General features: G+C 51.8%; 7 protein-coding genes. 6 read left to right on the top strand and 1 reads right to left on the bottom strand.

Annotated features, from left to right (window positions below; translation table 11 throughout):
• Position 1: 1 nt before the first annotated feature.
• Positions 2–1399 (bottom strand): flagellar filament capping protein FliD, encoded by a 1398-nt coding sequence (gene fliD, locus G5574_RS04085; protein ID WP_033742060.1) that lies wholly within the window; start codon positions 1397–1399, stop codon positions 2–4.
• 252 nt (positions 1400–1651) lie between these two features.
• Here fliD and G5574_RS04080 point away from each other — a divergent pair, with 252 nt between their 5' ends.
• From G5574_RS04080 to G5574_RS04055, 6 genes are all read left to right on the top strand, one after another.
• Positions 1652–2581, top strand: coding sequence for a flagellin N-terminal helical domain-containing protein (locus G5574_RS04080; protein WP_006119482.1), 930 nt, complete (start codon positions 1652–1654; stop codon positions 2579–2581).
• A gap of 403 nt (positions 2582–2984) precedes the next feature.
• Positions 2985–3914, top strand: a complete 930-nt coding sequence (locus tag G5574_RS04075) for a flagellin N-terminal helical domain-containing protein (protein ID WP_006119482.1) — start codon at positions 2985–2987, stop codon at positions 3912–3914.
• A 178-nt stretch (positions 3915–4092) separates the two neighbouring features.
• Entirely contained in the window at positions 4093–4998 is a 906-nt protein-coding gene (locus G5574_RS04070) for a flagellin N-terminal helical domain-containing protein (protein ID WP_039342628.1), read from the top strand.
• 185 nt (positions 4999–5183) lie between these two features.
• The gene (locus G5574_RS04065) at positions 5184–8876 is read left to right on the top strand and encodes a glycosyltransferase (RefSeq protein ID WP_164482097.1); all 3693 of its coding nucleotides are present in this window, start codon (positions 5184–5186) and stop codon (positions 8874–8876) included.
• Positions 8877–9006: 130 nt separating this feature from the next.
• Positions 9007–12480 carry a glycosyltransferase family 2 protein gene (locus G5574_RS04060; RefSeq protein WP_164482096.1) on the top strand — a complete coding sequence of 1158 codons (3474 nt, stop codon included), beginning with the start codon at positions 9007–9009 and terminating at the stop codon, positions 12478–12480.
• Between the two features lie 76 nt (positions 12481–12556).
• Positions 12557–13699, top strand: coding sequence for a DegT/DnrJ/EryC1/StrS family aminotransferase (locus G5574_RS04055; RefSeq protein WP_164482095.1), 1143 nt, complete (start codon positions 12557–12559; stop codon positions 13697–13699).
• Positions 13700–13837 lie beyond the last annotated feature (138 nt).

Here is a 13837-nt window from a genome sequence, read left to right as displayed (position 1 = left end):
GTTATAGTTTGGCGAACTGCTGGGTCAAATAGTTACCGGTCTGGGTCATGGAGCTGACCAGGGTAGACAGACTGGTAAACTGTGTTTTGTAACGCGCCATGGTCGCCGCAATCTGGCTGTTTACTTCGTCGTACTGATCGGACAGTTTCTTCAGTGAGGTATTAATGCCGTTAGTGGCATTTTGTACCTGTCCGTCACTGGCCAGTATCTGCGTCAGTTTGTTATTTGCCTGTGTGGCAAACCCGGTTGTTTTACCGTCACCCGTCAGAAAGTTCAGGACATCTGTCGGTTGATTGGTCAGGGCTTTGTCCAGTTTGGTGCTGTCCACAGTCAGCTTGCCGTTAACGTCCTGCGTGATCCCTAGTTGTGACAGACTGGTCAGGTTTCCGCTGGCTTGTGCGCTGGACAGTTGACTGCGCAGGCTGGTCTGGATGTTACGTAAGGTATTATCACCCAACAGATCGCCGTTACCGGAACTTTGCGACTCACCCGCTTTCACCGCGGTATATTTCGTCTGGTTACCAATAGTGGTTTGCAGGGAGTTGTAGGCATCCACGTAAGCCTGGATTGCCGCTGTCATTGGCTGATTGTCTGTGGCGACGGTCAGCGTTTCCGGTGTATTTGCAGCGGTGGTTTTCGTCAGGTTGAGCGTGACACCTTCAGGCGCGTCCGTGACGGTATTGCTGCTGCGGGTGATGGACACGCCGTTAATTTTTAACTGCGCATCTTTAGCGGCAACCTGTTCGGTCATCGCGTTGCTGCTGCCACCCGAACTGTAATTAATATACTGGGACAGCGTGCCGTCGTCCGTACTGACCGTCATCGCATTCGCTGTGCCACTGTCGCGTGCAGTCAGAGACAGATAATAGGTATTATCGTCTGCTTTAATAATACTGGCGTTTACGCTGCCTTGCTGTTTATTAATCGCATCGCGAATATCAGACAGGCTGGTTTGATCTTTGCTCAGTGTTACCGTGAGCGGCGATTTCTGCCCAGACTGGGAAATCGTAATCGTGCGAGATGCCAGGCTCTGATCACCTAAGTCGGTATCTTTACTGCTGGCTGATTTTGACAGCAGCGATTGCGAAGAGGCGAGTTGAGTAACCTCAATAGAATAGTTACCGGCGGAGGCTTTGCTCGCCAGCGTGGCAGTGAAAGCGGTATTCGTGCTGGTGACTTTCGTAGCCGCAATCGTCGAGGCATTTTGCAATGCCGCCGCCGCGGTCTGCAATTTTGACAGGCCGGTTTTCACCACGCCCCAGGCGGTAAGCTGAGCGTTATAGGACGCCTGCTGCTTAGTAATAGGCGTCAGTTTAGTCTGCTCAGCGGATTCCAGGCTGCTGTAGAGAGTATTCAGGTCGAGGTTCGTACCAGCACCGAGTGAACTTACACTTGCCATGCTTTAATCCTTTACGAGTTTACGTTAAGTGAAATGGGTATCGGCAGCGAGTGGCAAAAGATTAGCCTGTTTCTGAAAAAATTGATGGCTGAATAAAACCCCTTTCTTTAATTGTCTTCCCGGATTTGGCTGGCGAAAAATTACTGAATTTTTTTTCTAAAGGTTGAACGAGGGCTGACGATAATCAGGTTGTCGGTAAGCTAGCCGAATTCAGACGCCTAATATGGCTCAATTTTTTAAAGGAAAAACATCATGGCAGTGATTAACACTAACACCCTGTCGCTGGTTACCCAGAACAACCTGAGCAAGTCACAGTCTTCTCTGGGTACTGCAATTGAGCGCCTGTCTTCTGGCCTGCGTATCAACAGCGCAAAAGACGATGCAGCCGGCGAAGCTATCGCTAACCGCTTCAGCTCTAACATCAACGGCCTGACCGTTGCAGCCCGTAACGCCAACGACGGTATCTCTCTGTCGCAGACGGCTGAAGGCGCCCTGACTGAAGTGAACAACAACCTGCAGCGTGTACGTGACCTGACCGTTCAGGCGCAGAACAGCTCTAACTCAGCATCTGACATCGACTCAATCCAGGCTGAAGTTAACCAGCGTATGCAGGAAATCGACCGCGTCACCAAGCAGACCGATTTCAACGGCATCAAAGTTCTGAACACCGGTTCAGGCAGCACCACTTATAACTTCCAGGTTGGCGCAAAAGACGGCGAAACCATCGGTATCACCATCAGCTCAAGCGACGGCTTCGACCTGGCAGCAGCGGGCCAGTCTGGCACCACTCAGAACACCAGCTCAACAACCGGTCAGACCGTTAACGGTAACGCGCGTACCACTTCAGCTATCGGTTTCGACGTGCTGAAAGGCGCAGTAACCGGCGGTACCGGCGGTACTGCAGCAGGCACCACACCGCTGGCCGACATTGACAAGGCGATCAAAGCCGTTGACAACCAGCGCAGCCTGCTGGGTGCGTCTCAGAACCGTTTTGAGTCCACCATCAGCAACCTGAACAACACCGTGACCAACCTGACCGCTGCCCGCAGCCGTATTCAGGATGCGGACTACGCAACGGAAGTGTCAAACATGTCCCGCGCGCAGATCCTGCAGCAGGCCGGTTCTTCTGTACTGGCACAGGCTAACCAGGTGCCACAGACCATGCTGTCTCTGCTGCGTTAATCGCCGCACAGCCCGTCTGATTAAAAGCGCCCCCAGTGATGAGGGCGCTTTTTTATTGTTGATGGATCCAGCAGACGGTTGTATTTTCCGGGTATGACAGTCTGCCCGAAGCTCTCTCACAGGGCTGTCTGACTGTCGTTTGACAAACTAAGGTTCGCGCAATGCTTATTGTCGATGGGGCAATGATTGTTTGCGCTGAGTTAATGTCATCAGAAAGCGTAACAGCGACAGCACTATTTTTTGATAACCACGCCATTCCGCCAGGATGCCTTCCTGTCTCATTAAAATAAAAGCCGTCATTCTCTCTAAAGTTTTAGCCCCGACGGGCGATAACAATAGTGAAGGCGATAAAGCCGCAGGATTAACACCTGACCCCCGACATTATTTATGAAGGATAATTATCATGGCCGTTATTAACACCAATACCCTGTCGCTGGTTACCCAGAACAACCTGAGCAAGTCACAGTCTTCTCTGGGTACTGCAATTGAGCGCCTGTCTTCTGGCCTGCGTATCAACAGCGCAAAAGACGATGCAGCCGGCGAAGCTATCGCTAACCGCTTCAGCTCTAACATCAACGGCCTGACCGTTGCAGCCCGTAACGCCAACGACGGTATCTCTCTGTCGCAGACGGCTGAAGGCGCCCTGACTGAAGTGAACAACAACCTGCAGCGTGTACGTGACCTGACCGTTCAGGCGCAGAACAGCTCTAACTCAGCATCTGACATCGACTCAATCCAGGCTGAAGTTAACCAGCGTATGCAGGAAATCGACCGCGTCACCAAGCAGACCGATTTCAACGGCATCAAAGTTCTGAACACCGGTTCAGGCAGCACCACTTATAACTTCCAGGTTGGCGCAAAAGACGGCGAAACCATCGGTATCACCATCAGCTCAAGCGACGGCTTCGACCTGGCAGCAGCGGGCCAGTCTGGCACCACTCAGAACACCAGCTCAACAACCGGTCAGACCGTTAACGGCAACGCGCGTACCACTTCAGCTATCGGTTTCGACGTGCTGAAAGGCGCAGTAACCGGCGGTACCGGCGGTACTGCAGCAGGTACCACACCGCTGGCTGACATTGACAAGGCGATCAAAGCCGTTGACAACCAGCGCAGCCTGCTGGGTGCGTCTCAGAACCGTTTTGAGTCCACCATCAGCAACCTGAACAACACCGTGACCAACCTGACCGCTGCCCGCAGCCGTATTCAGGATGCGGACTACGCGACGGAAGTGTCGAATATGTCACGTGCTCAGATCCTGCAGCAGGCCGGTTCTTCTGTACTGGCACAGGCCAACCAGGTGCCACAGACCATGCTGTCTCTGCTGCGTTAATCGCCGCACAGCCCGTCTGATTAAAAGCGCCCTCAGAAATGAGGGCGTTTTTTTTGCCAAATCGGTTAAAAAAATTTAAGTAATGTATAAAGTTTGTCCCCCGTTCGACGATAACAATAATGAAGGCGATAAAGCCGCAGCCCAAATCTGAACCCTATCATCATGAAGGATAATTATTATGGCAGTCATTAATACCAATACCCTGTCGCTGGTTACTCAGAACAACCTGACCAAATCTCAGTCATCACTGGGTACGGCGATTGAGCGCCTGTCTTCTGGCCTGCGTATCAACAGCGCAAAAGACGACGCAGCCGGCGAAGCTATCGCTAACCGCTTCAGCTCTAACATCAACGGCCTGACCGTTGCAGCCCGTAACGCCAACGACGGTATCTCTCTGTCGCAGACGGCTGAAGGCGCCCTGACTGAAGTGAACAACAACCTGCAGCGTGTACGTGACCTGACCGTTCAGGCGCAGAACAGCTCTAACTCAGCGTCTGACATTGACTCAATCCAGGCGGAAGTTAACCAGCGCATGGAAGAGATCAACCGCGTTACTCAGCAGACTGACTTTAACGGTATTAAAGTGTTGAATACCGGTTCAGGTTCTCAGACGTATAACTTCCAGGTTGGCGCAAAAGACGGCGAAACCATCGGTATCACCATCAGTGCAAGCAACGGTTTCAACCTGTTCAATACCTCTGGTGCGACTGCTCAGACAACCGGTCAGACTATCAATGGCAACGCGCGTACTACCGCGGCTGAAGGTTTTGACGTGATGAGCGGGACCGTAACAAGCGGTGGCACCACCGATGGTTCACCTCTGGCGGACATCGATGCGGCCATCAAAGCGGTCGACAACCAGCGCAGCCTGCTGGGTGCGTCTCAGAACCGTTTTGAATCCACCATCAGCAACCTGAACAACACCGTGACCAACCTGACCGCAGCCCGCAGCCGTATTCAGGATGCGGACTACGCGACGGAAGTGTCGAACATGTCCCGCGCGCAGATCCTGCAGCAGGCCGGTTCTTCTGTACTGGCACAGGCCAACCAGGTGCCACAGACCATGCTGTCTCTGCTGCGTTAATCGCCGCACAGCCCGTCAGATTAAAAACGCTCTCAGAAATGAGGGCGTTTTTTTTAATCGGTCTAATTAGCCCGCTTTGCTATAGCTTTTCCCGCCCTAAGTTAATGCCCAAAAATTTACAATAGTCTGAAACAGGTAAGGTACTTACGTGCAGGATAGTGCTATGCACAACCAGAGGATGTCAGATGAACAGGCTTTTAATAAGCATTGACCGAGTTGAGCAGTTTTCTCTTCACGTGAATGAGGCGCTCGATATCATTGATGTTTTTTTACCCTGGGGATGGCAGGTGGATATTGTCACCAGTACCTATGGTAAAACGCTGTCGTTTGAACTGGAAAAGTACAAATCCAACCCGGCTTTCCGCATTATCAGTGATAAGCAAGGCACGCTCGCTGATGCTTATAGCCTCGTCTGGGTCTATAAGGGTTTTATTGCACAAAAATTGTTACCCGTGCTGGAAACGTTAACAGGCACGGCCCCGGTTATTTTCCGCCACTTTTATGATTACCATGACATTTATATGCCGTGGGGCGCTGAGCTGGAAAATCAGCTCGCCTCCCTGTCATTGAGTTTGTCACCAGTGGTGTCAGAACGTTTGCTGCAAAACGGACTGCTATCCAGTCAGATCGCTGTTTTGCCGTTTACCGTTCCTTCCGCATTCAGTTGCTATCCATCTCGTAATGCCCGCACTGCGCTCAAACGCATACTTTATTACGCCCCGGATATTTCCGCCGAAATGTATGAGCTGCAACAGCAACTGAAAAGTCAGTCCATTACGCTGGAATGGTTTGACTGTAGCCAGCCTGTGAGTCGGATTGAGCCTGAGTGGCTGGATCACTACGATATGGTCATGGGTGGCGATGAAATTGTGGCCAAGGCGTTAATACTGGGGATTCCGGTATTTTTAGCGTCTACAACCGGTGTGGAAGGTTATCTGAACGCGCATAACCTTCAGGAGTTTGAACAATCGCATTTTACCGTGGTGAATCTGCAGTTTTGCCCGGAGACGGAGGAGTGGATCGCCGCACTCAAACGGGGTTTCAGTGAAGCCGTGGCATGGACCCGGGCGAACCAGGGCCGCTTTGGCGATAAATGGACGATGCCTGCTGCGATCCAGACTATCCTCAGCCAGCTCCCTGCGCCCAAACGCTGGTCCATGGATGACCCGGCGCAACATGCGTTACGCTTTCACAGACAGTCCGTCCTGTCCTGGGCCGATAAAAATTACTCTATTGAGCAGTGGCTGAAAGACAGGTCAATTACCGAAGCCCGACGCGCAGCATTACAGTCATTTATTCAGTCTGTGCCCGAAAGTGGCGACATCGGGATCGTGATCATTGATGAAAACGGCGATGCCGCAGCCTGTGAACGTTCCCTTGCCGCCGTCAGGCAGCAAACATTGCCGCCCGCGACGGTCATGTTACTGAGCGATGTCGACATTGCGTTAAATGAGGGGACGATAAGCGCCTGTGCCTCAGGCTGGGTCGCTGAACTTAACGAGGTCGTTTATCACCAAACCGGGCCAGCCGCGCTGCTGCTGGTGATGGCAGGGGATGAGCTTTTGCCTGACGCGTTGCTGTTGCTGGCAGAGCAGCGTTTGCGACGCCCGGAAACGGCTGTGTGGTATGTCGATGAAACCTTTAATGATGATATGAATGAGCCGGGAGCGATTCTTCGTCCCGATCCCAATATCGATCTGTTAAGAAGTACGCCTTACGTAGGCCGCACGTTGCTGTTTGACCGCCGGAAAGTGCAGGCGGCGGGGAAGGGCGAGGATGCCGTCAATCCTCTGATCATGTATGAATGGCTGTGGCGTTGCATTGAAAATCAGGGACCGGGCGCGCTTGGACATGTGTCAGATGTCGTAGTCAGAGGCCAAAAAGAGAACGGGCGCTGGCATGAAGCGCAGTCCTGTGAAGCCGGCTATCGGCGCGTTGTCGAGGCGCATTTACAGCGTTTAGGGATAAAAGTATCACTTGATGCCGGCGTGAATCCCGGTTTTGCACGGGTGCGCTATCAGTGGGACACGCAGCCTCTCATTTCCATTATCGTCCCCACGCGTGACCATGCCGCCTTACTCCGTGCCTGCATCGATACGTTGATGGAGAAAACGCGTTATCCCTATTATGAATTACTGATCGTCGACAATCAGTCCGTGGATGCGCAGGCCTGTACCTTTCTCAACGATCTCGACAAACTCAATATCGAACAGATTAAGGTACTGCGTTACGACGCGCCGTTTAATTTCGCCGCCATGCATAATCGCGCGGCAGAGCAGGCGAAGGGCGATGTCCTGTTGTTCCTGGATAACGACTGCCAGATTACGCAACCTGACTGGCTGGATGCGCTGCTGGAGCATGCACTGCGGCCAGAGGTCGCATTAGTCGGGGCGCGCCTTGAATACCACGATGGCCGGGTTCAGCACGGCGGTTATCTGCTGGGTGTACAGAACGGCGTTGACAGTCCGTGGGAGGGGATGCAGGAACATGCCAGAGGTTTCCAGAGCTATCTGCAAACGGAGCACAATCTTGCTGCAGTGAGTGCGTCCTGCATGATGGTCCGCAAAGACGTGTTCTTTAGTCTGGGTGGCTTTGCTGAGAACGATTTCCCGCTTTACTTCGCGGATGTCGATTTGGGGTTACGTGCGCAGCAACAAGGTTACTTAAACGTCTGGACGCCGTGGTCGCGTGTTCGCCATATGGGCGGTGCAACGCGGTTGATGCCAGAAAAGTTCAACGTACAGGAAAGGCCGTTTCAGCATGACTATAGTCGGCTTCGTCAGCAGTGGCGCGCCACGCTGTTAAAGGATCCCAGTAACCATCCGCTGATGCAGCGGGCAGGTAAACCGTTTACGCTGGGTGCAGGGACGGCGCGTTTTCAGCAGCCGCTGCCGGGCAGGCCACTGCCTGTCGTGCTCGCACACCATGTCGACTGGCAGGGATGTGGCAATCACCGCATCCTGCAACCGTTCAAGGCCATGGAAAGTCAGTTGCTGCTTGAGGGCGGACTGACTCAGCAAATTCCCGGCGTAATGGAAGTCGCACTTCTACAGCCTGATATTATTGTGCTGGAGTCGCTGAGTGGCGGCCGTTTCCCGTCGGTCATGGCGCAATATCGCGACGTTTGCGATGCCAAAATTGTGGTTGAGTACGACGACTACCTGCTCAACGTACCGGTAAAAAATGGCAACCGTAACCAGTTCCCTAAACAGATTGTCAAAAATCTTCGCAAAGTAATGGAGTGCGCGGACTGGGTGGTTGTGTCAACCGCACCGTTAGCGGATGCCTACAGCCGTTTCCATCATGACATCCGCATTGCACAGAACCGTCTCGCAGAAGGTCAGTGGGGCCATTTGACCAGCCAGCGCGGCGTGGGGCGTAAAGTGCGTATCGGCTGGGCGGGCGGCAGTACACATGCCGGTGACCTGCAAATTTTGCTGCCGCTTATCAAGGAGCTGGAAGACAAGGTTGAATGGGTTTTCATGGGAATGAAACCGCGGGGCGTGCACTGTGAGTTCCACACTGGCGTGCCGTTTGATATGTACCCCGAAAAGCTGGCCAGCCTGAACCTGGATCTGGCGCTGGTGCCGCTCGAAGTCAACCAGTTCAATGAATGCAAAAGTAATTTGCGGTTACTGGAGATCGGCACCTGTGGCGTGCCGATCATTGCCACCAGTATCGAACCCTATCGTTGTGGCCTGCCCGTCACGCTCGTTGAAAACCGCTTTAAAGACTGGATGGGCGCTATACGCGCGCACCTTGCGGATATGGATGCCACTCGTCGTCTGGGCGATCAACTTCGCGCGGCGGTCCATCAGGACTGGTACCTGAGGGAGCAGGGATTAAACGAATGGCAGAGAGGTTGGCTTTCTGCCTGAGACAGTGGCGGCGCGTCGTCCTGATGATGACGCCGTCGTTACATGACCGGACATAACGTCTCCATAGAGACACACAACGTTCAGGCAACGCCAGCTTTTCATTGTCGCGCCTGTAGAAAAAGAGGCTGTTATGCGTGGGTTCACCTTTCCTTACTTACTTCTAGCACCGGATTACATCGAATCTTCATCCGGCGTTCAGGTTATCCATCAGCTCTGTCACATGATTAATGAACAGGGCGGTAAAGCCTGGATGGTTAATTGCCGCGTGAATCCAGAATGGAATACGCCGGTGATAAACAGTGAAGACTGGAAAGTTATTCAAAACAGCGGGCAACCCTGGATTGCCATTTACCCTGAAATCGTATCGGGTAATCCTCTTTCCGCGCCCGTATGTGTTCGCTATATGCTGAACCGGGAAGGCGTGATCATGAATAACCGGATCCATGAAGGACCGGATGATTTATTTTTCTGGTACCGCAATGAGTTTGCTGAAAAAGCCGTTGACCCACAAATATTGGGAATCGAATCCTTTGATCTGCAATTATTTTGTGACGACAACCCGCAGAAAGACCTGAATATCCTCTACCTGAATCGTGTGCCTGAGTCGGTCGTTGATTTCAGCCAGCTACCCGCGGATACCAAAATCTTGTCCATGGCAAACCCATTGACGCTGAAAGAACTTGCCGTTGTGCTCAAGCGTACGCGCGTATTTTATTCGTATGAGTCCTCGGGCACCTGCGCAATGGCGATTTTATGCGGAAGTCCTGTAGTTGCGTTAACCGCACCGGGTTATGAAAAGTATGCCATTACGCAGGAAACCGTGCGTGACAACGGTGGCGCTGGATTTTGCTGGGAAAACACCCAGGAAGCTATTGATACCGAGCGCCAGAATTTATGGAAGATGCGAGACTATTTTCTGGTCCGACGCGCGCGAAGTCAGCAACAGTTTGAAAACTTCGTTACGTTGACACAAGAAAAGGCCGAACAACGTGCCGCGCAGGATAAGCGACACGCTTTGAATGACTGGCTGTATAAGCGGCAACTTCCGGCTCCTGCTGAAGAGGTGCAGAGTCCTTCATCACTGCCACTCCTCAGAATGCTGATTGCCGTCCAGCCAGGCAGCGAAGCGGACAGGACCTCGACGCTGAATGCCTTATTGCCTCAGTTAGATCAGGTAACAGGATGCGCCGTTTTACTGGCGACGCCGCAGGAAACGTGCCACGTTTCTGACGATCGTGTCTTTCAGATTCGGTCTGATGTGTGGCTGAATGAAATGAATTGTCATCTGGAGCAGAACGTTTACGACTGGATATACGTCGTTCCTGCCGGGTGTCAGTTTACAGCGGAAAGTTTACGACTCCTTGCTGAGGCCTTGCACAGCAGAACGGGATGCGCCTTTGTTTACGCGGATGAAGGCCTCTCTGACAAGGAAGGGAAAATTCATCCTCATTTTAAGCCTGCATTTTGCCCGGACCTTTTTCTGAGTCAGCCTTCACTCTACCTTAAGCGCGGGATCTTCGCGCGAAACGCCTTGATGGCTATCGGCGGGTTTAATGCTGATTTATCCGCGTGCTATGAGCTGGATGCGATTACGCGACTGTTAGCTACGCGCGATAGCAACGTGTTTGGTCATGTTTCAGAGGTCTTTACCGTGACGCCTCTGAACAGCTGTGTGGCACAGGATCTGCAGCAGGAACATGCTGTGTTGCAATCTTATCTTCAGCAGCAGGGCTTCAGCCAGGGTGTAGTGGAGCACCAGCCGGGTAAGCCGTGGCGGTTAAAATACAGCACGGAGCCGGTTATTTCGCTCAGCATCATACTTGTCGCTGGCACAGATATCCATCAACTGCAGTGTTGCATCACTACGTTATTTGAACAAACCCATCAACCGGTATGCCAGTTGATTGTTATTGTGACGCCGGCGACCTCTGAGGCCATCACGGCCTGGCTGACGACAAATTTGTCAACAGCGTCGGTTAACATCAACATCCTGAAAAGTCATGGCAGCCAAACCCAGGAAGCGGCGATTAATGAGGCAGTAGGGCAGGCAGAAGGCGAGTTTCTGCTGTTGTTGGATCCCCGTGTTTTATTTGTCAGCCGCGGCTGGCTGGAGGCGCTGGCATGTCATGCCCTTCGGCATGATGTTGTCTGCGTCGCGCCTCATATTATCAACCTGGACAGTCAGATCTTATGTGCCGGAGAAATTCTTGGGGTCAGGGGCCTGGCCTTCCCCGTTGGTTATGCCGAAAGATGGGGCAATGCAGGCTACCTGTCACGCTATCAAAGCGACTGTAGTTATTCGACGTTGGCCACAGACTGTCTGTTAATCAGAAAAGACAGATGGCTGGAGGTCGGTGGATTTGATACGGCTTATACACAACCTCTGCTGGCCAGACTGGACCTGAATCTGCGACTGGTTCAGCTGGGCGGTCGGGCAATATGCACACCTTACAGCGTTGTAGCGAAACAGGAAGCCGTGACGGACTTTCCGCCACAATATGCGTTGTCGCCTTCACAGGAACTTGACCGTTTCTATCACGCCTGGCTCCCTGTTCTGGCAGATGATCCGGCTTATAATAAAAATTTAAGCCTGAACAGAACCCTTTTTACCGCAGACAGCACGTTAGTCACGGGCTGGAGCCCGCTCAAACCTGGCGAAACACGCACCGTCATTTTTATCGCGCAGGATCAGAATGATACTGGCGTGCAGCGATTTACCACCGCGCTGGACAGGCTGACGAATGCCGGTGGCGTCAAAAGCGTGCTTATTGAACAGATACCCTCCGCGCCAGAATTATTGCGGCATCATCCTGACGAGCTCGTTATCAGCGGCGAACTGACGGATCTCGCCTGCCAGACAATCAGGCAACTCAAAAACGCCATAACCTGCCGTGTTCATTATCTTATTCAGGACGATCCGAATGCGCGGAAATATAAAAAATTAATTGAAGATAATGTTATCGATAACTGGCTAACGTACAGCGATGCACTGGCCAATTGGCTCAAAAAGCGCCATAAACCTGTCGTTATTCTTCCCAATGTTTTAGTGCAACCCTGTCAGGATAGGGTTAAGCAGAAAAAAGACAAATGCCGTGTCGTGTGTTTCACATACGATCTCAGGAAGAAAGATTGTGAATTACTGACTCCAGCGATAACGACAAGTGCGGAAAAGCTTGACTGGATTGTCATTGGGCATTGTCCGCCGGAATGGCTGCCTTACATCAGGGAAACGTACCGTTTTCAGACTGAGGCCCGCCTGGTCGCGCAGTTGCTGCATTGTGACGCCGATATCGCCGTGCTTCCGCGCTGCAACAATGATGAAAACCGTTACAAAGATAACAACGTACTCACGCAGTTAGCGGTAATGGGGATACCGGCGATGTATAGCGATCATCCTACATTCGGTGAGTCCGTTCCCGGCTGGAGAGTAAAACATAACCCGAACGCCTGGAAAGAGGCTATCGCAACGCTTTGTGCTGATACGTCGCTGAGTGACACGCTCAGTCAGCAGTTGAAAGAAAAAGCGTATAACGAGGTAAACCAGGACGCGCTTATGACACTTTTCGGCCGGATACAGGCGTTATCTGAAGCCACTCAGGCATAAATGACGTGCAGAGACAGCGCGCCAGATAAAAGCCCTGTACGCATTCAACAATTATTTAAGGTCAGGAAGTTATCCGATGAAGATAAACAAACCCTCATCAAATGTGCTGGTGACAAGTCCTCTTCTGCCGCCCCTGGAAGAGTTCCTGCCTTATTTAGAACGTATCTGGGACAGTAAACAGCTCACAAATGGTGGTCCGTATCACCAGGAGCTGGAACGGGCCCTTGCCGATTATCTCGGTGTCGAGCACCTCAGTTTGTTCGCGAACGGTACCCTGGCGCTGGTGACGGCGCTACAGGCGCTCAGAATCACGGGGGAGGTGATTACCACTCCCTATTCTTTCGTCGCGACATCCCATTCCTTATTATGGAACGGTATAAAACCCATATTCGTCGACATTGATCCTGTTACCTGCAATATCGATCCTGAAAAAATCGAATCCGCCATCACGCCTACCACCAGTGCAATTTTACCCGTTCACTGCTATGGCATTCCCTGCGATGTCGAACGCATTCAACGTATTGCCGACAACTACGGTCTGAAAGTCATCTACGATGCCGCGCACTGTTTTGGTGTTAAACAAAAAAACGTCAGTATCCTGAATCACGGCGATCTTTCTGTTTTAAGCTTCCATGCGACAAAGGTATTTAACACGTTTGAAGGCGGCGCCATTATCTGCCCGAATGAAAAAATCAAACGACGTATTGATTATTTAAAGAATTTTGGCTTTGCCGATGAAACCACGGTGGTTGCGCCGGGTATCAATGGCAAAATGAATGAAGTTCAGGCGGCATTTGGATTACTCCAGCTGAAGCATGTGGATTCAGCGCTGGCTAAGCGTAAAGTCATCTACGAAAAATATCAGCAGGCATTAGGGCATATACACGGACTTACGCTACTACCGCTCGTTGATGAAACCGACTGGAACTATGCGTATTGCCCGGTCTTTGTTCACGCGGGATTATTCCCGATGACGCGTGATGAACTGTATCATCACTTCAAAAGCCAAAATATTTATGTCAGACGGTATTTTTATCCGCTCATCTCCGATTTCCCGATGTACAAAGGCTATGAATCATCGGCTCCTTCAAATTTGCCGGTGGCCAGTCAAATTTCTCAGCAGGTGTTGTGTTTACCGGTGCATCCAAACCTGGCGGAAGCGGATCAGGATGAGATTATTAACATTATTATGCGCGCCAGCAATGTGAATGCTGCGTAAGGCTTCAATCCGGATCTTTACAAGCCCGTCAGGCAAAAGGGAACATGCGTTTGCCTGACGCTGCACATCTCACATGCTTTCCATCTGCACGATCTTGCTTTCTTAATCGTTTCTCATCTCAAAAAATCGTTGCTGACA

It is taken from the genome of Pantoea stewartii, assembly GCF_011044475.1.
GTDB lineage: Bacteria > Pseudomonadota > Gammaproteobacteria > Enterobacterales > Enterobacteriaceae > Pantoea > Pantoea stewartii.
Note: the sequence above shows the minus strand (reverse complement) of the source record. Positions and strands in the feature narration are given on the sequence as shown.

Coding starts and splice junctions, on each gene's coding strand:
- G5574_RS04080 (WP_006119482.1), top strand. CDS start 1,652: ATGGCAGTGATTAACACTAACACCCTGTCGCTGGTTACCCAGAACAAC.
- G5574_RS04075 (WP_006119482.1), top strand. CDS start 2,985: ATGGCCGTTATTAACACCAATACCCTGTCGCTGGTTACCCAGAACAAC.
- G5574_RS04055 (WP_164482095.1), top strand. CDS start 12,557: ATGAAGATAAACAAACCCTCATCAAATGTGCTGGTGACAAGTCCTCTT.
- fliD (WP_033742060.1), bottom strand. CDS start 1,399: ATGGCAAGTGTAAGTTCACTCGGTGCTGGTACGAACCTCGACCTGAAT.
- G5574_RS04065 (WP_164482097.1), top strand. CDS start 5,184: ATGAACAGGCTTTTAATAAGCATTGACCGAGTTGAGCAGTTTTCTCTT.
- G5574_RS04070 (WP_039342628.1), top strand. CDS start 4,093: ATGGCAGTCATTAATACCAATACCCTGTCGCTGGTTACTCAGAACAAC.
- G5574_RS04060 (WP_164482096.1), top strand. CDS start 9,007: ATGCGTGGGTTCACCTTTCCTTACTTACTTCTAGCACCGGATTACATC.